Here is a 22,420-nt window from a genome sequence, read left to right as displayed (position 1 = left end):
TCCTACTCTTTGACCGCCCCTAACATCATGCCTGAGATGAAGTACTTCTGTAATATTGGATACATCACAACGATCGGCAATGTCGTAATGACAATCGTTGCTAGTTGGACCCCTTTGGTCGTTGTCTCGATGACCGCTGAACCCCCGATATTTTGCATCGACTGGGTTTGCGACTGAACGATAATTTCATACAGCTTCATCTGCAGCGGATACAGAGTCTTATCCGTCACATACAGCTTGGTTGTCATGAAGTCGTTCCACTGGCCAACCCCGTTGAACAGCGCAATCGTGGCAATCGCCGGCATGGACAGAGGGATGAATATTTTCAGGAATACCCGCCAGTCTCCCGCCCCGTCAATCTTTGCCGATTCTTCGAGCGAATCAGGCACATTACGGAAGAAGTTCATCAGGATAATTACGTCGTAATAGCTGAATAATGCCGGTATGATATACACCCAGAAGCTGTTCAGCAAACCGAGCGATTTGATTAACAGGTATGTTGGAATCATTCCGCCGGAGAAGAACATCGTAATGACCCCCATCGTCACATACAGCTTGCGGCCGCGAACCTTCTGCTTGCTAAGCCCGTAACCGATCATGGCACAGAAGAAGACGTGGGTGATAACCCCAATAACGGTCTTGGCAACAGATATGAAAAAGGATTGCCAAATGCTTGAATCTCTAAATACAGCTTCATAGTTCTCGAGCGAAAATTCCTTTGGCCAGAAGATGAATCCGCCCTCGGCGAGGGACTTTCCCGAGCTGAAGGAAGATATAATGACATTCCACAGCGGAACGATAATAATAATGCTAAAGATCAGGAGCAGCGTTACATTCACAGTGTCAAATATTCGACTATCGATGTCTTTTTTAAGCGTATTTCGATTCACAAGAATGCCCCCTCTATAAAACCGATTGGTTGTCGTTTAATTTACTTGTCACCTTATTTGCAGTAACAAGCAGAATGACGGAGACGATAGAGACGCCTAAACCAACCGCGGTTGCATATGAGAAGTCGCCTTGCGTCATCCCCATACGATACACATAGGAATTGATAACTTCCGCTCTGACACGGTTCTGCGAGTTTATCAGAACGAGCGTCTGATCAAGGTTCGACCCCAATAAACCGCTTACAGTAAGGATCAAGTTCAAGCTGATAATCATCTTCATGTTCGGCAGGGTAATATTCCAGATCTGTCTCATACGGCTCGCACCATCAATCTTTGCTGCCTCATAATAGGTCGGATCAATCTTGGCCATTATCGCCAAATACAAAATTGTCCCCCAGCCTGCCTCCTTCCAGATGTCCGACAAGGTAGCAATCCACCAATACTTGCCCGGATCGAGCAAAATATTTTGCGGGTTAGTGATCACCCCAAGTCCGATTAAAATCTGGTTGAACAAGCCCGAAGTGGAGAGCCAAGTAATCAGCATACCGCCGAGTACGATCCAGGACAGGAAGTGCGGAAGATACGAGATGGTCTGTACCATCTTCTTGAACCGCCCCATGCCCAGTTCATAGATCATAATTGCCAATATGATGGGGATAACGAAGCCGATCAATAGCTTCAGGAAGCTGATGCCCAGCGTATTGATTACGGAATCCCAGAAATATCGGTCCGACAGGATGATTCTGAAATTCTCAAGCCCTACCCAAGGCGCAGAATCCAGAGTATCGATAACGGTGTAATTCTTGAAAGCGATCGTCAGACCATAAATGGGTACGTAACAAAAAATAATCATAAAAATAACGCCCGGGATAATCATCGATTGAATTTCCCACTGGTTCTTGAAGTCTACGCAAAATTGCTTAACCCTTTGTCCCATAGGCTTCTTAGCAGGTGCTCCGGCTAACTTCTCCATTTAAGACTCCCCCTCTTTTAGTAGCAAATCCAATAAAAACGTTTTTATTTTTGCAAAAAATGACCCTACTCGCTGCAAAAATAGGAATGACCCTATATTTGTCTTTCTAAATAAGATCATCCCGCTTTATCTTTACCTGACAAGAACCGCGCACTACAATCTCGCTAGACAGCTTCTGCAGTTTGCCCTGCTCCTTCTTCTGAATCAATCGAACCAGGTGATCGATGACAAGCATCCCTTGTCTGGCAATCTGGTTCCTTACCGTCGTGAGCGGCGGCGAGAAATATTGAGCAATTTCAATATCGTCGAAGCCCATGACGCTTATATCCTCGGGAATTCTGTATCCCTCTGACTTTAAGGCGCGAATACATCCGATTGCACTCAAATCGTTCCCCGCCAAATATGCGTCCGGTACTTTGTCATGATGCGAGCGGAGGAATGATTTCACCACATTGTAAGATCCTTCTTCCTCAAAATACCCTTGTAAAATATAATCTTCATCCGTCTCCAGCCGATGCTCCCGAAGTGCAGCCAAATATCCTTCTCGCCGCTGTACGCTGTCATACATTGTATCAACGCCTGATATATAAGCGATTTTCTTATGTCCCAGACTAATCAAATATTTAGTCGCCTCATAACCGGCCACATACGAATCGAAGATCACGCTTCCCATCGTCTCGTTCTCCATGACCCGATCCAGAAATACCGCCTTGATCTTGTCTTTCTCCATCGCTGCGATGTCGTTCTCATCAATTTTGAGCTCTTCGTAAATAACCACACCATCGACACGCCGACCAAGAATATTGCTCATAATAACCTGTTTCTCCTTGGTAACGAATACGTTCAAGCCATAACCCAGGCGCTCACATTCGCGGGCCATCGACTCAACCAAAATGTAGAAATACGGCCCTGACACGCTGGTTGTAAAGAAGCCCAGCATCTTCGTCTTGCCTGACTTCAGCAGCTTCCCATTCAAGTTCGGCACATAATTCATACGCTTTGCTACCTTGAGTACATGCGACTTCGTCTCCGGAGTCAACACATCCACATCGTTTAATGCATTGGAAACCGTAGAAATGGATACCCCGGCTTCTCTAGCAACGTCCTTAATTGTAACTTTCGCCATTGGTGATCGTCCTTTTTAACAAAAACGTTTTTATAGATTTAAATTAACATAAAACGCTTTCAAAGACAATAACTTTATTTTATATCTCAAAAAGCTTTATTTCAGCGGGCTAACTCTCTACTTTCCGCCAATCAATATAGAGATTCAGGGAGCTATTTGATCAAACTCAATAGAAGACAGGCCGTTCAAACCTCAGCCAGCGGTTCTCGAGCCGCAACTCCTTATAGTCAATAGGCAATCAATTTTAAGGAGTAATGAATTTCTCTTGCATTTTAGTCTCTAATGCCATATAATCAATTTTGTTGCACTAAAATTACGCGCCCGTGGTCCAATGGATATGACGTAGGCCTCCGGAGCCTGAGATCGAGGTTCGATTCCTCGCGGGCGCGCCATAATTTTTCATACAAAACCCGTTGTGGGCTTTTTTATTGCCTTGAGTTTGACTATCTTTGACTTTTGATAAAAAGTTAGTTATTATAGGATTACAAATCATCAATTCCGTCAATTCTGGAATTGATCGAACTAATATATGAACAGCTTGAAACCAAGGGAGCTTCCCTTTGGGCTAATAATAAGGAGGGTTTATCGGTGAGTTATATTCCAATGGTTGTTGAACAGAGTAACCGTGGCGAACGTGCTTACGACATTTATTCCAGATTGCTGAAAGACCGCATCATTTTCCTTGGTACACAGGTTAATGACGTCGTAGCCAATTCCATTATTGCGCAGATGTTATTCCTGGATGCCGAAGATCCCGGCAAAGACATTCATTTGTACATTAACAGCCCTGGCGGTTCGATTACAGCCGGCATGGCCATTTTCGATACGATGCAATTTATCAAATCCGATGTATCCACCATTTGTGTTGGTTTAGCTGCTTCCATGGGAGCTTTCCTGCTGAATGCAGGCGCACCTGGCAAGCGATTTGCCCTGCCGAACAGTGAGATTATGATCCATCAGCCGCTTGGCGGCGCAGAAGGTCAAGCGACGGATATCGAGATCCGCGCCCGCCGCATTCTCAAAATGCGCGACAATTTGAATCGGATTCTCGCCGAGCGTACTGGCAAGCCGCTGGAGCAAATCGAGCGCGATACGGACCGCGACAACTTCATGAGCGCTGTAGAGGCCATGGAATACGGACTGGTCGACAAGGTTATCGATAAAGCCAACGCTTAATAGGGACAATAAGAACAGCAGGCCTGGACTTCCAGACCTGCTGTTTTGCTGTCTTTTATGTGATGATGGGCTCGGGCTCGGGCTCCTACTTAGCGATTTTCGACGGTTTCACCCCAAGCTCTGAGAATGAGAAATAGAACTCAGGGAAGCCGTTCACATAAGGCAAATACTCGTACAACGGCAGGAAGATTACGACTCCATCATTTTTCAGATAATAGCTTGGATTCTTGCCAATTGTCTTGAAGCCGCCAAAATACCCCTCGGTCGCCTCCAATTGCTTGGCAATCGCCGGATCGACAATGTTGCGGTAATCCGGATTGTCCTTCAGCACTTCGTCGAGCGTCAGCAGCTTTCCGTCACTGAGCCGGAAGGTCAAGCCTTCACGAACAGGGTTGCCATGTGCCCCACCCGTATATGAATAATACTGCAAGAGAATACTTAACAGCCCTTCACGATTGAATGTCACCGTGTAGTTGCCCAAAAACTGATAGGGCTCACCATTTGGAGAGGGACCTGCCTTTGTCTCTTGTAGCGATTGCTTGATAAATTCATCCGTCTTGCTCTGCAGTACGCTGTTGATTTTCCGCTCCGCAGTTTTATTCTTAAGTCCGCTGACCTGAGGGTACTCGACCTTAATCATGGCCTCGGGGATCGACTTATCGACCACGCGGGTCCCTACTCTGATCTTGTTCAGCTTATGCGGAACGAGGTCCAGCGTCTGCTTGGACGCATCATAAGTCGAGGTAAATCCCAGATGATCTGTCAGTACCTTGGCCGATACATAAGGCTGACCATTCAGCTCTTTCCATTCATAGGGAAGCACTTGCGTACTCCCGTTTACAACCGCCCAAGCTCCGTCCTCTTTCGGGGTGAGCTGAACAACAACATGATCTCGTCTCAGAAAATAGCGGTTGCTGCCTTTATCGTATTTAACCTTTACTTTTAACCCTCTCTCGATAAGCTCGAGCGGAACAAGCACATCCTGTTGCCCTTGTATGCCCTGCAGCTTCAGCGGCTTGCCCTTTAGGGTAATCTGCACAGAGGCAGGCTCCTGGTCAGAGTTCCGTACAGCAGCCCCCTGAGGCAGGGATTCTGCCCCGCCTGTTTCACCTGTTATGTGGTTGTTGTCCAATATAGCAGCCGATGCAGGTACAGAACCCCCTAGACCGCTTATAGTAATTACTGCTATCAACACAATAGCCAGAGCAGAAGCCATTACCTTTGAGATCCTAGTTGTCATTGGACTTCTCGTCCTCCTTTCATAGTTATCCCAATTTTTCCCCTGCTGTCCAGAATTCATGCAAATGACGGAAGATTACTGCTTTATAAGGGACAATAAATAGATACAGGAGATAAACATACCACTTGAGGGCTAGTACCTATGAAGGAACGGAATCCATAACAGGCTCGATCAACTTCGGCCTAATCTAACGAAACTGAGGAACGCTATGTAAGGGAAAATCCGCATGATGTGAATCTAACGAAACGGTAGAGCGTTATTCATGCTAATTTAGACCCGAATAGCTCTTTTTTGATCAAATAGCGATATCCTGTTTCGTTAGATTTTTTGGAGGCCACTTTATGCCCAAATAACGATTGCCAGTTTCGTTAACACGATCAAACTAGGGCCTCCGTCCATGCATGCGCCAATACTGCCGTTTTTTTTCGTCACGAACCGTAACACCCAGCTTGGAAAGCTCTTTGCGCAGATCCTCCGCATCCTCTTTATCTTCTCTGTCAATAGCCTTCTCCCTTGCTAGGAATAATGCATTTGCACCCGGGGACAGCCCGGGAGCATCGGCTACCCATCGCGCATATTCTTCAGCAAATGGGTCTTGCTCCCGCCAGTCATATCCGGCGCGGATAAACGCTTCCGCTATAGCTTTAGACTTCCCATCCGCCTCGTCCCGGAAAAGCTCACGCCCGTTCATATCCAACAGGACCAACTGCTTCTGATCCAGAAAGATTGCGGCCACCTCCTGTCTTGCAAAGACCCGTTCCTCATCGTGGATCTTCAACCGGACCTCCCGATCAGAGAGACGAATTTGCAAGCTTTCCTTCACCGCGATTATGGAGAGAATTCCCCCGCCAACCAGGCCAAGCGCCGTCATCACGGTTGAGCCCCAAGCCCCGTGCATAGAAGAGACCAACTTGAACACTCCCTGAAAGGGAAACCATGGTAATGCCACGATCCATTTGGCCAACACCGGTATAAACCAGCCGGCCACTGCCCCAAGAATCGGGAACACCGCCCAAATTATTATTTTGTCCTTCCTGGAGACCCCTAGCTCCATCCATTGCGATTGCGATTCATATTGCAACGCTATTCTCCCCTTCCTGAGCAAACATCTGCTGTCTCTTTTGTATTTTTTCGCGGGAACTTCATGATCACCTTGGCACCCTGTTGCGGCTCCGACTCCACCCGAATCTGCCCTTTATGGGCGATCACGATCGCTTGGGCAATACTCATGCCCAGACCTGCCCCGTCGGTCGTCTCATCCGTGCTTGTGCCACGATAATACCGCTCGAACAAATTGTTCCGCGTCTCTTCATCCATCCCCTGACCATTGTCCGATACACAAATCCAGGCGTAATCCCCTTCCGTACCGGTGCTTACTGTAATCTCCGTTCCCTCAGGATTGTGCTTCACCGCATTGGTAATAATATTGTCCAGCATACGCCGGAACCACTTCGGATTGGCCATGATCCTCAGTTCATCATCATATTCCTCATAAGAGAAGGTTGCTGTTTCAATCGTAGCGTCATTGACATACCGTAGGACAGAACGACGAACGAACTCGTTCATCTCAATCGGCTCCAGCACCATTTGCTCTGCATTATTCTTAATCTGGAAGGTTAACGAGAAATCCTGGAGCAGCTCCAGCATAAAGTCGCCTTTTTCCCGGATGACCTTGCCCATTTCTTTCAGTTCGGCTTCATTCCAAGTGAATTGTCCGCTCTCCAACAGATGGCCATATCCTTGGATCGATGATAGCGGCGTCCTCAGATCATGGGATATACCGACCATCCACTCCTCCCGAGTCTGTTCCAGCAGCCTGCGATCCCGCTGTGAGGCATCCAGCTTGGTGGCCATTTCGTAAAATCCAGCGATAACCTCTTTATAAAGTCTGTAGCGCATGCGGATCTTGCCATTACGCCGGAATACCTTTTTACGTTCCTTCTCCGTCAACGCTTCACTGTATCTCCCCTCACTCATCCGTTCGAACCAGCTGGCGAATAGGGTTAGTGGCTGCCCGTAGCGATATCCATGCCAAATCGATACCCCCAACGTCACCACCATGACACCGGCTCCCAAAATAACAAGCGCCCGGATAAGGTCATAGAAGATCGACTGTCTTTCTACAGCGCGCCCTGGTTTGCCTTGATGCAGTAGCCAGGTATAACCCGTACCGCCATCATATTGAGCCGATAATTCCGTCGGATAGTTGCCTGGCTCCGAGCGAATCGACACCAAATCAAGCGGATAATATTTGTTGATTTGGCTATTGTCCGAGTGCCCGATAGATTGCAGTATGGTCCCGTCTTTATCCACGACCTGCAAATAATCGTCATTGCCATTCAGCTGCTGCTCCAGCTCCGCCATGGCATCCTCCCGAACTAGCCCGTTCCGGTTATACTTCTGATACCATTCATCCAGCCGCTTTGTACCCAAATCCTGTCTTCCCATTAAATAAAGGACGGATTTCGAACCATCCGTTTCCGGTTCCAGCGAGGCCATCACCCGGTAGGAGTCAAGCCTCCGCGTCTCCTGAATATTCAGCAGCTCCGCAGCCCCGTATTTCGTCTTCAAATCGGCAGGTGCGTTCAGGGAATAAATTACACGCCCCTCCTCATTGACAACCTGGAGCCAATATCCCTGCTGGTTCAATAAATTTTTCCAGCGACGATTCATGTTCACTTCATCCTGATGGATAAAGGTCTCCGACTTGATCGCATCCACGGCCCCTGTAGAAAAGGTCCGCTTCAAATCGTTGTTGGCTATATAATTGAACAAGATGAGCAACAGAATCGTCATGGTCAGTATAATCAACACCCACTGCAGCAACAGCTGATAGGTAAAATGCAGGGCAAGACGAGTTTTGATCCTCCTCATAGGTTCACCTTAACCAGCTTGTAACCAAGGCCGCGAACCGTCAGCAGGCATTCGGGATTGCCCGGGTCCTTTTCAATCCGCTCGCGGATCTTGCGAATATGCACCATTACGGTGTTGTCATCCCCAAGCCCATCCATGCCCCATACCTCTTCATAGAGCTGCGCCTTCGAGAAGACGATGCCGGGATGCTTGCACAGGAACAACAGTAGCTGATAGGCCTGAGCAGGGCAAGGAACCTCCTGGCCTTCTACAAGCAGCATGCCCGAAAACTCATCGAGAACAAATCGGCCAAATTCGTAGCGGCTGCGGCTCTCCTCCAATCTGGACGGTGCAGGCGTTGCAATCCCTCTGCGCAATCTGGCCTTCACACGGGCAGCAATCTCCAGCGGATTAAACGGCTTGGTTACGTAATCATCCCCGCCCGTCGCAAAGCCTGTTAATACATCGAGATCCGAAGTTCGGGCTGTCAAATAAATAATATGAGCATCCGAAGCATTACGAATTTGCGGACATAAATCGAAGCCCGTCTGATCGGGCAACATGACATCCAGCAAAATAATATCCATCAGGTGGCGCTTAACGATCTCCAAAGCCTCTTTACCGTTATACGCCGTATAAATATGGCGGAAGCCCTCCTTGCGCAGCACCATTTCGATTAATTGAACAATCGCCTTTTCATCATCAACCAACAGAATCTTGGCATTGTACATCTGATAACCACCTCAGACAGCATTGTACCAGATGGATCTTAATTCGAGCTAAACATATTCCGGACTGTTTAACAAATATTAAGCTGAACTTTACTTCTGCTTTAATGCGCACTGTTAGACTGATTCCGAGGTGATTCATATTGACTAGCAAAAGGATACGTATGATCGATTGTTTACGCGGATTCAGCCTACTTGGCATTCTACTTGCCAATATGCTGATTTTTCAGTACGGGATGCATGGGAAGGATATGCTTCAGTTATTTCATGTAACGACCGTCGAATCAACGGCTCATCAATTTGTGCAACTGTTCGTAGAAGGAAGTTTTATGCCGATTTTTACGTTTGTGTTTGGATTTGGCATGATCAAAATGAAAGAGAGCCTAAACGCAAAGAAAAGAAAAGCCGGCTTGCCTTTGCTGCGCAGATTCGCTTTACTAGGGGGGATCGGGTTCCTTCACAGCACCTTTCTGTGGGAAGGGGATATTTTGCTCTATTATGGCATGATCGGGATTTTGCTTCTCATCTTCATGAACCGTCAACCCAAGACACTGATCATTTGGTCCTGTGTTCTGCTCACATTGGTGGGGTTATTAGGGTTATTTCCGGAAAATAAAGAAGACAAAAGCGCAAAGGAAACGAAGCAGCATATAGAGGCATATGTCAAAAGCACTGTTACGCTTTATGCTGAAGGAAGCTATACGGAGATCAAGCATGATCGTGCAACCGCTGATCCTATGGGCAAATCGCCAACAGAAATGCTGGTTCTAACCATGATTGCACCGATGCTGCATATGCCTTTATTTTTGCTTGGCATGTATGCCGCGAAAAGGCGTTGGTTTGCCGACCCCGCACAGAAAAGCGCTATCTACCGTAAATATATGCTGATTTTCCTGCCGCTTGGACTTCTGTTCAAATCATACAACCTCCTGTATCCGGCGCAGATCGGCGCGGGAACCGGGCTGCTGGTTGGAGGGAGCCTGCTGTCCATCGGCTATATGATGGCTTTTGCCTTAACCTATTCCAAATTTTCCTCGTCACGGCTATTTGAATATTTTGAGGCTGTAGGCAAGCTGTCGCTCACCAACTATTTAATGCAAACGGTAATCTGTACAACAATTTTTTATGGCTACGGATTAGGCTGGTTTGGTAAAATCGGCATCATTCTGGGCTGCGTTCTGGCGTTCTTGATCTATGCTTTACAGATGTCTATCAGTATCTGGTATAACTCACGCTTCAAATCTGGCCCGATGGAACGGATTTTGCGAATGTGGACCTATTTCTCTTTCGACGGCAAGGCCAAGCGGAACAAGCGGAAGAAGACCACTCCAGCTATAGAGATGTGAGCTTCTTTTTATGTTATATATCCTGGACTAAACTCAAAAAGGCCCTCCCTCAGCAGACATAACTGCTTAGGGAAGGCCTCTTCTTATATCCTGTTGGTGATTTATTCCCGACCGCTCTTCAGCTCAGTCCAGAAACGGTCGTACAGACTCAATTTATCGCCTACATCACCGAGCCATTCTGTACGTGACAATTCATCCTCAGACAAGTTAATCATCTTGTCAGCATTGTATTCCGCACTATGGAACGGGGTGGCATTCTTATTCGGATCGCTGTATCCGATGGATTCATAGTTCTTCGCGCTTACTTCAGGCTCAAGCATGTAGTTAATGAACTTCTCAGCCAGTTCCTTATGCTTGGCATCCTTAGGAATCGCGTAATTATCCGCGAAGATCGTGCTGCCTTCCTTCGGAATAACGAAAGCGACATCCGGATTATCCTTAGCGATAAAGGAAGCATCCCCGGACCATACAGTACCAATCCAGCCCTCTTCTTGAATCATTTTTTGCTTAATATTATCTGTATCAAAAGCGAGCACGCTTGGCAGTAGTGTCTTCAGATCGTTAACGGCTGCGGTAACTTCCGACTCGTCCTTCGAGCTATTGGAATGTCCGGCTTTCTTCAATGCCATTCCGATGATCTCACGGTTATCGTCGAGCAGAATCACCTTGCCTTTATATTTAGGATCCCATAGATCCTCCCAGCTATTGATTTCATCCTTAACGTATTTGGTATTGTAAGCAATACCTGTTACGCCTGACATATAGACGATGGAATATTTGTTTCCAGGATCAAAAGTAGGATTCTTATAGGCTTCAGCCAGATTCTCAAAGTTCGGAATGTTGTTCATATCGAGTGGAGCGAGCAAATCCTGCTTGATCATCGTCTCAACCATGTAATCGGAAGGCTGAATCAGATCATACCCCGTACCCCCTGCCTTAATCTTGGCCAGAAGGTCCTCATTGTTCGCAAACACATCATACTTCACCTTGACATCGTATTGCTTCTCGAAATCCTTAATGACGTCCATATCGAAATTGTCAGCCCAACTGTAGATATTCAGCGTCTCCTTCGACGATCCGCAACCGGACAACAAACCAACTACCATCATTACTGCCAGCAACAAGCCAGCCCACTTCATTCTTTTCAATTCCTTTATCTCCTCTCTTTCATGAAACTTTATTATATTTAAACCATTTTCTTACTTCGTAATCAAAAGTAGCTTTGGGAACTTCCTCTTCAAAATATAGGTTCAAAAATTGGTTTTCAGCACCGAAGCCGATACTTCTGACGTGCGTTTTTCAAACGCTTAAGTTGAATGAAACTTAAGGCATAAGGGAGCGTAGCTACGTAGTTGGTACATAAGCACGGAAAACCCGGCTGAATTCAAGATTCGATGTCGAATAAACCTTCAGTGTTGCTTCGTGATCAAAAGCGACTTTTTGAAATTCCCCCTCAAATAAAGGTTCAAAAAGTCGGTTTTCAGCACCGAGAAGGTTGAATGAAGCCTAGGGCGTGAGGAGCGCAGTGTACGTAGTTTGTACATGAGCACCGGAAGGCCCGGCTGAATTCAAGATTCGATGTCGAATAAACCTTCAGTGTTGCTTCGTGATCAAAAGCGACTTTTTGAAATTCCTCCTCAAATAAAGGTTCAAAAAGTCGGTTTTCAGCACCGAGAAGGTTGAATGAAGCCTAGGGCGTGAGGAGCGCAGTGTACGTAGTTGGTACATGAGCACCGGAAGGCCCGGTTGAATTCAAGATTCGATGTCGAATAAACCTTCAGTGTTGCTTCGTGATCAAAAGCAACTTTTTGAAATTCCCCCTCAAATAAAGGTTCAAAAAGTCGGTTTTCAGCACCGAGAAGGTTGAATGAAGCCTAGGGCGTGAGGAGCGCAGTGTACGTAGTTTGTACATGAGCACCGGAAGGCCCGGCTGAATTCAAGATTCGATGTCGAATAAACCTTCAGTGTTGCTTCGTGATCAAAAGCGACTTTTTGAAATTCCTCTCTAGAAAGGAAGTACGGATTGCTTCTTTTGGCCCTTACCCTTATTCAAAATAAACTGAGCCAGGAATATCAATGTCACGCTGACGATAATCAATATCGTACATAATGCGTTAATTTCCGGGGAAATACCCCGTTTGACTTGTCCATAGATATAAATCGGCAAAGTTGTCGAATTCGGGCCGCTAACGAAGAAGCTGACCATGAAGTCATCGAGCGACATCGTAAAGGCAATAATTGCCCCGGAGATGATGCCCGGCAAAATCTGCGGCATCGTTACAAAGCGGAACGTCTGCCATGCTCCAGCGCCCAGATCCTGCGCTGCTTCCTCCAGACCATCCTTCATTCCGGCCAGACGTGTAGAGACAACGACATGCACATAAGAAATACTGAATGTAATATGGGCAATAATGATCGTCAATCTTCCGAGCGGAATATGGAATTGGGTGAACAGCATTAATAGCGACAAACCCATGATAATATCCGGAATAATGATTGGCAAGTATATTAAACCGCCCATTCCTGCCTTTATTTTCTTGCTCACCTTGCGCATCGACAACGCGGACATCGTTCCTAGCAGAGTAGATACCAAGGTAGATACCACTGCCACAATCAAAGTGTTCGTCAAAGCTTCCATCACATAGCTATTGTCGAACAAAGAGATATACCAATCAAACGTAAAGCCGCTCCAGTTCGAAGCCAGACGAGAGCTGTTAAATGAGTAAACAATGATGATAATGATCGGGATGTAAATAAAGATCATCATCAGTAAGGAGTGGATGCCGAGAAGCGGATGATTCTTGCTTTTCATTAGCTCTCCTCCTTCACTTTCAAATGTCTAGATGTCATCGCCCGATTAAAGAGAGCGATCATAATCAGCGAAGTAATGACGAATATCACGGACAAGGCTGACCCGAACGGCCAGTTCCGAGCCCCTAAGAATTGACTCTGAATGATGTTGCTGATCATCGCCGATTTGGCCCCGCCGAGAATGTCGGTAACGACGAACATCCCAGTTGTTGATACATACACGAGCACCGCACCTGTCATAACTCCCGATTTAGTCTGCGGCAGAGTAATATGCCAGAACGATTTCCAAGAGGTAGCCCCCAGATCGCTGGCCGCCTCCAGCAGCTTCTTATCCATTTGCTCGAGCGCCACATAAATTGGCAGCACCATAAACGGGATAAAGGTATACACCATCCCGAGCAGCACGGCCCCTTTAGTATACAGCATCTGCAACGGCTCATGAATGAAGCCCAGATCAAGCAGCAATGAATTCACAACGCCCTGAGTTCTCAGCAGCAGGACCCAAGCATACGTACGAATCAGGAAATTAATCCAGAATGGAATCGTAATGAGTACGAGTCCCCAGGTTTGCATTCTCGGGCCCGCGTTCGCGATATAATAGGCAAGCGGATAGCTCAGCAGAAGACATATCGCCGTTGTCACGACCGACAATACGATCGTATCCCAATAGATACCCAGATATAATGGATCGAAGAACGTCGCATAAGAGTCCAGATTGAAATGATAGACTACATTCCCGAGCTCATCGCGGTCCATGAAGGAAATGCCTACCACCATCAGCATCGGTAAGATCAGGAACAGGGATAACCATAAAAATACCGGCAGGAGGCTTAGGTTTGACTTCCTCATGATCCGATATTCACCTCATCCCGAATGTTCCAATGAACTCCAATTCTCCCCCCGACTTCCCACATATGGTTGTCTTCAGAATCGAGTACAATCGACACGGTCATTGGTTCCTCATCAAGCTGGACGATGACTTTATGGACACTTCCCAAATACTGTACATCAATAATCTCACCGGTACGCTTCGCACCATTAAGATCAGGAGTACCGTGAAGCTTTTCCGGCCGCACGGCGAACAGGCGTCCATCCTCGGAAAATATGTTGTTCTCCCCGATGAAGGTAGCCGAGAAAAGTGTCGTTGGCGTAGCATACACCTCGCGAGGTGTGCCAATTTGCTCCACTTGCCCGTTATTCATAATGACGATCCGATCTGACATCATCATCGCTTCATCCTGATCATGCGTTACATATACAAACGTAATCCCAAGGCTGCGCTGCAAATGCTTCAATTCAGACTGAAGATTCTTACGCAGTTGCAAGTCAAGTGCACCTAGCGGTTCGTCCAGAAGCAGTACCTTGGGTTTATTTGCAATCGCGCGGGCAATGGCAACACGCTGCTGTTGTCCGCCCGATAATTGATGGGGATAGCGTTTCGTAAGCGGGGTTAATTGCGTCATCGCCACCGCTTCTTCTATTCGTTCACGCCGCTCTTTAGCAGGCAGCTTTTTCATTTTTAGTCCAAAATCAATATTATCTTCCACCGTCATATGCGGAAATAGAGCATAATGTTGAAAGACAAGGTTCAAATCCCGTTGATTTGGAGGCAGCTTCGTCAGATCTGCACCATCGAGTAATATTTTGCCTTTCGAAGGTTGCTCAAATCCTGCGATCATGCGAAGAATCGTCGTCTTGCCACAGCCGCTCGGACCCAACAAGGTCAGGAATTCCCCTTCCTTAATCGTAAGCGATAGCGGATGCACTACAACTTGTCCTGCAAAGTGCTTCTCAACCCCAGCCAGTTCAATCATGTATGCATCAACTCCTTTAGAAGTAATGGAATGTCTCAAAGTCCTCTTTAAATGGACAATCAGATATCGAGATTTAGTGTTCTGAACTGCCTCATTAAGAAAAAAAAGCCATATCCATTGGTATGGCTTTTACAGGTCTATTGATTCATTTTTGCAATATACACTATACCTTTTTTTAGACTGAGTTACAACACTTTTCTAAGCTATCGGACAGGATTTCCCTGAATCATTGCCCGAATCGACAAAATATTTGCCCACATTATGCGCAAAATGGATTTACCCCTCTCGTTTGCTAATAATATCCCCTGTCCGTTCAAAAAATAAGCGGAAAAATAGCGAAATAGCCAAAACATAAAAAGGAGCATGCCGCGTTTTCATCGCCGCATACCCCTTTTTAAACTCGCGATAGCTTCTTATTTCATCTCATAAGTAATACTTAAAGAAGTAGAAACCGTAATCTCACCTGGCTCGACAGATGTCCCTGCGTCCGAAGCCGGCATCGCCATATCCTTCATGACATAATTCTGTGCGTACATCGATACGTTGCCACCCGATTGAGTGATATTCAACGCCGCACCCAGCTGACGGTTTGCTGCCTTAGCAATGGCGTTTGCCTTCATATTGGCATTGTTCATCGCCTTCTGGATTGCCTCGGCCAAATACTGGTCCGAATTTTCTACACTGAAGTGGATATTGTCGATACGGTTAGCTCCTGCCTCTGTAGCTGCGTCGAGCAATGCTCCGACCTTCTCCAGATCACGATAAGTCACGCTCAAGGTATGCGTGGCCGTATAACCCGTCAATTTCTGACCGTCCTTCTCGTTATACGTATAATTCGGCTGTACATAGAACTGCCCTGTTTTCAGATCCTTGCTATCGATCTTCCAAGTTTCTTTGAGCAGCTTATTCACTTGAGCAACCTTGGCAGCATTGGCGCTTTGCGCTTCTTTGGCTGTCTTGGCCTGCGTCTCCACACCGATTGAGAGGTAAGCAACATCCGGCTTCACCGTCATTTCTCCATTGCCGACTACATTAATCACGTTCTTCTGCACCTCGTCCGCATAAGCTGGAGTGGCCTGGAATACTCCGCCGAACACCGGTCCTCCAAGCAGCAGCGCTCCTGTAATCATAACTACTCCTACGGGCTTCAACCATTTTCTCATCATTATACCCTCCATTACTTGGTGAATTCTAACTACTAAACGAAGATGGCTGAGAAATGTTGCAGGATTATAAATTTAATTAAAAAGACCTCCATTCAATAGTTATGAACAGAGGTCCTTCTAGTTCTTGTCGTAGCGAAAAGGCGATTATTGGTTCTCCAATTCTTCCTTGCTAACCAGGTTGATTAAAGCGTTTGCAGCCTGTTCGGCGTCCGCACCTTCAGCACTGATGTAGATTTCCGTACCGGTACTGATCGCGAGACTCATAATGCCCATGATACTTTTAGCATTCACTTTTTTATCGTCTTTCTCAACGAAGATTTCAGAAGAATATTTATTCGCTTCCTGAACGAACAACGCCGCTGGACGGGCGTGCAGACCAGTCTTCAATTTTACAACAACTGGGTTCTTGATCATAAACCTATACCCCCCTATTACATTATCAATCAACAGTTTTTATTATATTATTATAGCATACAGACCAGTAGCACACTAGCAGAACAAATTCAGGCGTTGCGAATTTTTTCCGCCATCTCATCAATTTTGCGCAGACGGTGATTTACGCCGGATTTACTAACCGTTCCTTTGAGCAATTCACCGACTTCCTTCAGATTCATATCCGGGTGGGCCAGCCTTACCTCGGCTACCTCACGCAGCTTGTCCGGCAGATTCTCCAGACCGATCTCCCGCTCCAACAGCTTGATATTATCGATTTGTCTTACCGCTGCCCCAATCGTCTTGTTCAGATTCGCCGTCTCGCAATTGACGATTCGATTGACCGAATTACGCATATCTCGCATAATTCGCACATCCTCGAACTTGAACAACGCTTGGTGCGCGCCGATAATATTCAGCAGCTCAATAATCTTCTCACCTTCCTTGATGTAGAAGATGAAGCCTTTCTTGCGTTCAATACAGCGCGCATTCAGATGAAATTCATTAGCCAGATCGACCAGCGCCCGGCAATGCTCTTCATACATCGAAGCAATCTCCAAGTGATAGGAGGAGCCCTCCGGGTTATTCACCGACCCGCCTGCCATGAAAGCGCCTCGCAAGTAAGCTCTCTTACAACAGTTTTTCCGAGTAAGCTGCGGATTAATCCCCTCTGTGAAAATAAAACCCTCAGATACGATGTGCAATTCCCTCAAAATCTCTTCGACTCGAACTGGAATACGTACAATGTATACATTGTTCTTCTTCAACCGCATCTTCTTGCGGACCAGCAGCTCCGTATGGATCTGGAAGTGCTTCTTCAACAAGGAATATATTCGCCTAGCAATCGCGGCGTTTTCCGTAGAGATATCCAAAACAACCTTTTTATTCGAAACCTGAACCGAACCGTTCATGCGAATCAGGGCGGATAACTCAGCCCTCTCGCAGCAGGGTTCTGCCTCGACCAAGGTTAATTCTTTTTTGGTTTGCGCCGCAAACGACAAGGAACTCACCCCTTCCGTGTAATCCAGTCCTGTACAAGCTGATATATATGATGGCTTAGTTTGTCCGCATCATGCCTTAAATATCTGCGGAACATGACTAGCGTATCAGCAATCACCTTATAGCCGCGGCTCGTGACGACATCCCAGTCGATCTGAACCGGCTTGGCGCCCTTCTCGGCGTAATAGTCCTGCACCTGTGTAGGAATCTCGCCGTCATTCACGATGACATAATCGAACAAATGATGTCCGACATGCTCATATACGGCCTTCAAATGGTCGCTGACCGTATAGTCATCCGTCTCGCCTGGCTGGGTCATCACGTTACAGACAAAGATCTTGATCGCATTCTTGTTCTCCAGCACCGCCTCAGCCAGCTTCGGTACGAGCAGATTCGGAATAATACTCGTGTACAAGCTGCCCGGGCCAATCAATATCGCATCGGCATCCCGAATCGCCTCTACAGCCTCCGGCAGAGGCTCAACGATTTCCGGCTCCAGGAAGATTCGTTTGATCTTGCCTCCAGCTTCGGGAATCTTCGATTCCCCAGTAACGATCGTACCATCTTCCATCTCCGCATGTAAAATGACCGCTTGGTCCGCCGCCGGCAGCACCCGTCCACGGACGGCAAATACGCGGCTAAGCTCGCGTACGGCCGTTACGAAATCACCGGAGATGTCCGTAATAGCAGCAAGAATAAGATTTCCCAAACTGTGTCCTGCAAGTCCGGAGCCTGATGAGAAGCGATAATTCAACATTTCAGACAGCAGCGGCTCTACATCGGCCAGCGCCGTTAATACGTTGCGAATATCCCCTGGAGGAGGCATATGCAGCTCGTTCCGTAAAATACCGGAGCTGCCCCCATCGTCGGCGACAGTTACAATCGCTGTTATATCTATAGGTTTGTGCTTTAATCCGCGGAGCATGACAGATAGGCCAGTTCCCCCGCCCATCACCACAATTCGTGGAATTCTTCCTTCATTCTTTCGATTGGCCACTAATTGACTCACCTCTTACTGTCGGTCCCTGCCTGCATCGCGATGGCTGACACGAACCGTCTCTGTCTCACTCGCTCCAAGCATACGGCCCAGATATTCGGCTATTGCTACAGAACGATGCTTGCCTCCGGTACAGCCAATCCCGATAATCACCTGACTCTTTCCCTCTTTACGATACTGAGGCAGCAAGAAATGCAGCATGTCTAGCAGTTTCGTTAAGAAAGCTTGCGTCTCCGGCCACTTCATAACATAATCATATACATCATCGTCTTGTCCCGTGTGTGGACGAAGTTGCTCAATGTAATGAGGGTTAGGCAAGAAGCGAACATCAAACACAAGATCGGCATCGATCGGTATCCCGTATTTAAACCCGAATGAGGTCACGTTCACCGATAGACTGCCGTCCTCCGAATGTGAGAATCTGGAGATTATCTTCTCCTTCAATTGCGAAGGCTTCATATTACTGGTATCGATGATTTGGGTCGCTGATACCTTCAATTCATCAAGCATTTTGCGTTCAAGCCGGATCCCGTCAAGCGGCATGCCTTCCGGAGCAAGCGGATGACGCCGCCGACTCTCCTTGTACCTCTGTACAAGCACCGAGTCCGTGGCATCCAGGAACAGAATCTCACTGTTCATGGTGAAATGCTCCTTGATATAGGCAAGCGACTCCGACAATGCCGTGAAAAACTCCCGGCCACGCAAATCAATCACAAGTGCGACCTTGGCGATCTTGCCTTTGGATTGTTCAATCAACTCAGCAAACTTGGGAATTAACACTGGAGGTAAATTGTCCACACAGAAGAAACCTAAATCCTCCAGACTACGGACAGCAAGTGACTTTCCTGCCCCCGACATGCCAGTGATGATTACAAGATTGGCAACGGAAGCTCCTTCTTTATCCGACATAAAATTCCCTCCTCGCAATTCTCCATTCCCTTATCTATATTTAACTTTTATAGCACAAGAGCACAAGAAAACCTGCCGTTGAATTACGGTCGCTCGTTCTTGGGGTAACTTCGATCGCTTTCTTATCAAAAGCGGACCTCTTGAGCAACCTCTATATGAATCTCTGCTTCTTGTAATATTTTATGCAGCTGATAGATGCATGTTGCCCCTATTTCTTATGAACGGAGAAATAGACCGGCTGCACCGACCATACCCGCATCATTGCCAAGTGTAGCAGGTTCAATCCTTAGTCCGGCCTGTACAGGCTCCGGTGTAAGCTGTGCAAATACACTGCGAACTTCATTAAACAAAATATCACCGGCTTTCGATACCCCGCCACCGATAATAAATACTTCCGGATTAAGCACTACAGCTACAGCTGCAAGAGATTTGCCAAGATAGAAGGCTGCGCGATTAACGATTCGCATGGCAACCTCATCACCAACCTTAGCTGCATCAAATACATCCTTCGCCGTGATGTTCTCAACCAGCGCCAGTTCTGTACGGTCGCCACGAGCTACTGCATCATTGGCCATACGGATAATTCCGGTCGCCGAAGAGACCGTCTCCAGACAGCCCATTTTGCCGCAGCCACACTGAATCGCTTCCAGATCCGGAACTACGGACATATGGCCAAGCTCCCCAGCCAAGCCGGAGAAACCTTGATATATTTTACCATCGATAATAATACCGCCGCCAACGCCCGTACCAAGCGTATAGCACACACAGTTATCAATTCCTTTGCCAGCGCCGCCCCAGGCTTCACCGAGAGCCGCTACGTTAGCATCGTTGTCTATTTTAACAGGCTTGTCCAGACGCTCCTCTAATATTTGGCGAATATGGAAGTCTTTCAAACCTACATTCGGCGCAAAAATAATGATCCCTTCGCGTACATTGGTAAAGCCAGCTACACCAGCACCAACACCTGCTACCTGTTCCCAATCGAATGGAGATTGCTCTACAACGAGACGCACATAACGCTCGATATTATCTACAATCGTCTCCGGGCCCTTATCCACTTCAGTCGGTCCCTCATACGTATGCAGAAGCTGTCCTTCTTCATTACAAATTCCGACTTTAATCGCCGTTCCGCCCAGGTCCACGCCAATGTAGATTTTTTCAGACATGATACAAGCCACCTTTTCCTCTATAATGTTCCTTAAGATTTAATTAAAATTATGACTTTTATGAAGATATACCTACGTACCAACTATAAGCGAACCCTTCTTTTCGGTCAAGAAGGGGACCACCGTAAGAGCCTATAAGGACAAGGCTTTTTACGGACGTGATCCGATTCACATATTGTGGAAATATAAAAAACCGCCTTGGAATTCACGCTTGTGAACTCTCTAAAGCGGCTCTTCATATGATCCAGTCCATCGGTTCAAGACATGATTCTTTTCTGTCCGGAAATAGCCTGGATCGGCGCGATATTCTGGGTAAACTCCAAGGTTCCCATGTACTCCCCAGCCTCGCTGCGCACGGCAAAGTAACGAATCAGAACGAATTTATCCTTCAATGGAATCCAGAAATCCTCGGCATCCTTCTTCCCGGATTTGAAATCCTCCAACAATTGATTGACAACATGTACACTTTGCGGCGGATGGCAATTCTGGACCGTACGACCGATTACCGCCTTCGTGCGAGCAAAAATCCGTTCCTTGCCATGCGAGAAATAACGAACCACATCGTTCTCGTCAATAAAGGTAAGATCTACTGGAAGATGATTCAACACCGCTTCAAGCTGTTGTACAGAGAGAATCCCTGTCTGGAACCTTACATAACCCTGGGGGATTTCGTTGCTCTGTTCTGGCTCTACAGCTGTATTCTCTATTTCCAGAGGAACCCGCTCGGGAATCCACTCCTGCTCCGGCGCCGTCAGACAGAATCCAATCTGATCGCTCTCCCGGGCGATCTTCAGCCATTCATCCTCGGTCAGCTTCTCCAAAGCCATAGGAAGCAATATATTCTCTTCTTTAAAGATCATCTCATTAACTTCCCTAATAACGAGCTCCAAATCGGTAATCAATTCCTGCTGATTGCCTTTATAATCGCTTAGCTTGCCTTTCACTTCTTTGATCATGGCGCGAATGACATCATCCACTCCCCACATCACCTTCGTCGGGCCGAAAATCCCGTATTTCTCCAGATAAGGGAAGAGCAAATTCTCCTTGCGGCTATAATGCTTGTCAAGATCAAGCAGCAGCCCCAAATCCTCGAGCAGCTTGATAATCGTCCCGGGAGCATCCTCCTTGCGGAACTGATCCAGATGCAGCTCCAGCTTGAAGTTAACGAGCCGTTCAATCTCCCGATTCTCTAATTTGAAGGTATGCACAGGATGGCCTGGCTGATCCTCAGGTCTGCTGGAACGGTGAATCTCCTCGATCGATCCTTTGAATATTGCCGTATGAACCGAACACAGCCGCTGTACCTCCGATACCGGAATACCTTCTTCCTCCATAAGAGCATGCTCCATAGCCGAGATCTCCGCAACCGTTACGTCGCCTACCGCCTCTTCAAAGCGGGCCTTCACTTCCTCGACACTCTTGCCCTGATGCAGCTGCTTGATGATCTCTTTCAGCATCTCCTGCCTCTTCGTCTGCTCCGATATTCCTTGCTCGCGATTATTAATGAGTTCGCTCACGATTCTTCCCCTCCGATTTATACTGATCTAGGCCTATTGGTTTAGCGCTATTCCTCTATGCTATAGCCTCTGTCTAAAAAGGCCTTCTTAATTACATCCATATCCAGCTTTTTCAATCTGGCTCCCTTGGGAATGGTCATGAAGCGACCGGCACTCTGCAGCATGCCAGGCTGGGTAATTTGTTCAAAGCCAAGCTCCGCCATAACCTCGATTACTTCCGGATCGGATGAGCACAGCTCGTAGACCGTCTTGCTTAAATCGATAACTTTGCCCATGT

General features: G+C 47.1%; 21 protein-coding genes and 1 tRNA gene. 3 read left to right on the top strand and 19 right to left on the bottom strand.

Translation table 11 applies throughout. The annotated features are described in order from the left end of the window. Positions 1–2 precede the first annotated feature (2 nt). The 3 genes from BN1360_RS07165 to BN1360_RS07155 all read right to left on the bottom strand — a co-directional run bounded on the left by BN1360_RS07165 (position 3) and on the right by BN1360_RS07155 (position 2,989). Positions 3–890, bottom strand: coding sequence for a carbohydrate ABC transporter permease (locus tag BN1360_RS07165; RefSeq protein WP_068779196.1), 888 nt, complete (start codon positions 888–890; stop codon positions 3–5). A gap of 13 nt (positions 891–903) precedes the next feature. Beyond that, complete coding sequence (locus BN1360_RS07160; protein WP_068779195.1) at positions 904–1,863, bottom strand: ABC transporter permease; 960 nt, start codon at positions 1,861–1,863, stop codon at positions 904–906. Positions 1,864–1,969: 106 nt separating this feature from the next. Continuing rightward, positions 1,970–2,989, bottom strand: coding sequence for a LacI family DNA-binding transcriptional regulator (locus tag BN1360_RS07155; RefSeq protein ID WP_068779194.1), 1,020 nt, complete (start codon positions 2,987–2,989; stop codon positions 1,970–1,972). Positions 2,990–3,306: 317 nt separating this feature from the next. On the opposite strand from BN1360_RS07155, the gene BN1360_RS07150 reads away from it, so the two are divergent. Next, positions 3,307–3,381: transfer RNA gene (locus BN1360_RS07150), tRNA-Arg, on the top strand. Between the two features lie 196 nt (positions 3,382–3,577). After that, positions 3,578–4,165 (top strand): ATP-dependent Clp endopeptidase proteolytic subunit ClpP, encoded by a 588-nt coding sequence (gene clpP / locus BN1360_RS07145; protein WP_068779193.1) that lies wholly within the window; start codon positions 3,578–3,580, stop codon positions 4,163–4,165. 85 nt (positions 4,166–4,250) lie between these two features. Here the strand turns inward: clpP and BN1360_RS07140 are convergent, their stop codons facing one another. From BN1360_RS07140 to BN1360_RS07125, 4 genes are all read right to left on the bottom strand, one after another. Further along, positions 4,251–5,405, bottom strand: a complete 1,155-nt coding sequence (locus BN1360_RS07140; protein ID WP_068779192.1) for a PdaC/SigV domain-containing protein — start codon at positions 5,403–5,405, stop codon at positions 4,251–4,253. Positions 5,406–5,787: 382 nt separating this feature from the next. After that, positions 5,788–6,486, bottom strand: coding sequence for a YqeB family protein (locus BN1360_RS07135; protein WP_229520878.1), 699 nt, complete (start codon positions 6,484–6,486; stop codon positions 5,788–5,790). 2 nt (positions 6,487–6,488) lie between these two features. Continuing rightward, positions 6,489–8,279, bottom strand: coding sequence for a HAMP domain-containing sensor histidine kinase (locus tag BN1360_RS07130; protein ID WP_068779191.1), 1,791 nt, complete (start codon positions 8,277–8,279; stop codon positions 6,489–6,491). Next, positions 8,276–8,989: a response regulator transcription factor gene (locus BN1360_RS07125; protein WP_068779190.1), complete on the bottom strand. Its 714-nt coding sequence runs from the start codon at positions 8,987–8,989 to the stop codon at positions 8,276–8,278. The genes BN1360_RS07130 and BN1360_RS07125 overlap by 4 nt, the downstream gene beginning before the upstream one ends. Before the next feature lie 248 nt (positions 8,990–9,237). Here BN1360_RS07125 and BN1360_RS07120 point away from each other — a divergent pair, with 248 nt between their 5' ends. Beyond that, the gene (locus tag BN1360_RS07120) at positions 9,238–10,332 is read left to right on the top strand and encodes a DUF418 domain-containing protein (protein ID WP_229520876.1); all 1,095 of its coding nucleotides are present in this window, start codon (positions 9,238–9,240) and stop codon (positions 10,330–10,332) included. 101 nt (positions 10,333–10,433) lie between these two features. Here BN1360_RS07120 and BN1360_RS07115 read toward each other — a convergent pair whose 3' ends face one another. The 12 genes from BN1360_RS07115 to BN1360_RS07060 form a co-directional block, all read right to left on the bottom strand. Beyond that, positions 10,434–11,471 carry an ABC transporter substrate-binding protein gene (locus BN1360_RS07115; RefSeq protein ID WP_179013277.1) on the bottom strand — a complete coding sequence of 346 codons (1,038 nt, stop codon included), beginning with the start codon at positions 11,469–11,471 and terminating at the stop codon, positions 10,434–10,436. A gap of 866 nt (positions 11,472–12,337) precedes the next feature. Further along, a complete protein-coding gene (locus BN1360_RS07110; protein WP_068779187.1) occupies positions 12,338–13,144 on the bottom strand; it encodes an ABC transporter permease in 807 nt (268 codons plus the stop codon). Next, positions 13,144–13,992, bottom strand: a complete 849-nt coding sequence (locus BN1360_RS07105) for an ABC transporter permease (protein WP_068779186.1) — start codon at positions 13,990–13,992, stop codon at positions 13,144–13,146. Before BN1360_RS07105 ends, BN1360_RS07110 begins: the two co-directional genes overlap by 1 nt. After that, positions 13,989–14,957, bottom strand: a complete 969-nt coding sequence (locus BN1360_RS07100; protein ID WP_068779185.1) for an ABC transporter ATP-binding protein — start codon at positions 14,955–14,957, stop codon at positions 13,989–13,991. Before BN1360_RS07100 ends, BN1360_RS07105 begins: the two co-directional genes overlap by 4 nt. Before the next feature lie 413 nt (positions 14,958–15,370). Further along, complete coding sequence (locus BN1360_RS07095; RefSeq protein ID WP_068779184.1) at positions 15,371–16,120, bottom strand: SIMPL domain-containing protein; 750 nt, start codon at positions 16,118–16,120, stop codon at positions 15,371–15,373. A 147-nt stretch (positions 16,121–16,267) separates the two neighbouring features. Next, positions 16,268–16,537, bottom strand: a complete 270-nt coding sequence (locus BN1360_RS07090) for an HPr family phosphocarrier protein (RefSeq protein WP_068779183.1) — start codon at positions 16,535–16,537, stop codon at positions 16,268–16,270. Positions 16,538–16,626: 89 nt separating this feature from the next. Further along, the gene (gene whiA, locus BN1360_RS07085; protein WP_068779182.1) at positions 16,627–17,556 is read right to left on the bottom strand and encodes a DNA-binding protein WhiA; all 930 of its coding nucleotides are present in this window, start codon (positions 17,554–17,556) and stop codon (positions 16,627–16,629) included. A gap of 5 nt (positions 17,557–17,561) precedes the next feature. Further along, entirely contained in the window at positions 17,562–18,506 is a 945-nt protein-coding gene (locus BN1360_RS07080) for a gluconeogenesis factor YvcK family protein (protein WP_068779236.1), read from the bottom strand. Between the two features lie 60 nt (positions 18,507–18,566). Then, the gene (gene rapZ, locus BN1360_RS07075; protein WP_068779181.1) at positions 18,567–19,460 is read right to left on the bottom strand and encodes an RNase adapter RapZ; all 894 of its coding nucleotides are present in this window, start codon (positions 19,458–19,460) and stop codon (positions 18,567–18,569) included. Positions 19,461–19,675: 215 nt separating this feature from the next. Beyond that, on the bottom strand, positions 19,676–20,626 hold the full coding sequence (locus BN1360_RS07070) for an ROK family glucokinase (protein WP_068779180.1): 951 nt from the start codon (positions 20,624–20,626) through the stop codon (positions 19,676–19,678). A 257-nt stretch (positions 20,627–20,883) separates the two neighbouring features. Next, positions 20,884–22,143, bottom strand: a complete 1,260-nt coding sequence (locus BN1360_RS07065) for a DUF438 domain-containing protein (RefSeq protein WP_068779179.1) — start codon at positions 22,141–22,143, stop codon at positions 20,884–20,886. Positions 22,144–22,190: 47 nt separating this feature from the next. Next, positions 22,191–22,418: a DUF1858 domain-containing protein gene (locus tag BN1360_RS07060; protein WP_068779178.1), complete on the bottom strand. Its 228-nt coding sequence runs from the start codon at positions 22,416–22,418 to the stop codon at positions 22,191–22,193. Positions 22,419–22,420 lie beyond the last annotated feature (2 nt).

This window comes from Paenibacillus sp. GM2 (genome assembly GCF_900069005.2).
Lineage (GTDB): Bacteria > Bacillota > Bacilli > Paenibacillales > Paenibacillaceae > Fontibacillus.
This window is presented reverse-complemented; position numbering and strand designations above follow the sequence as displayed.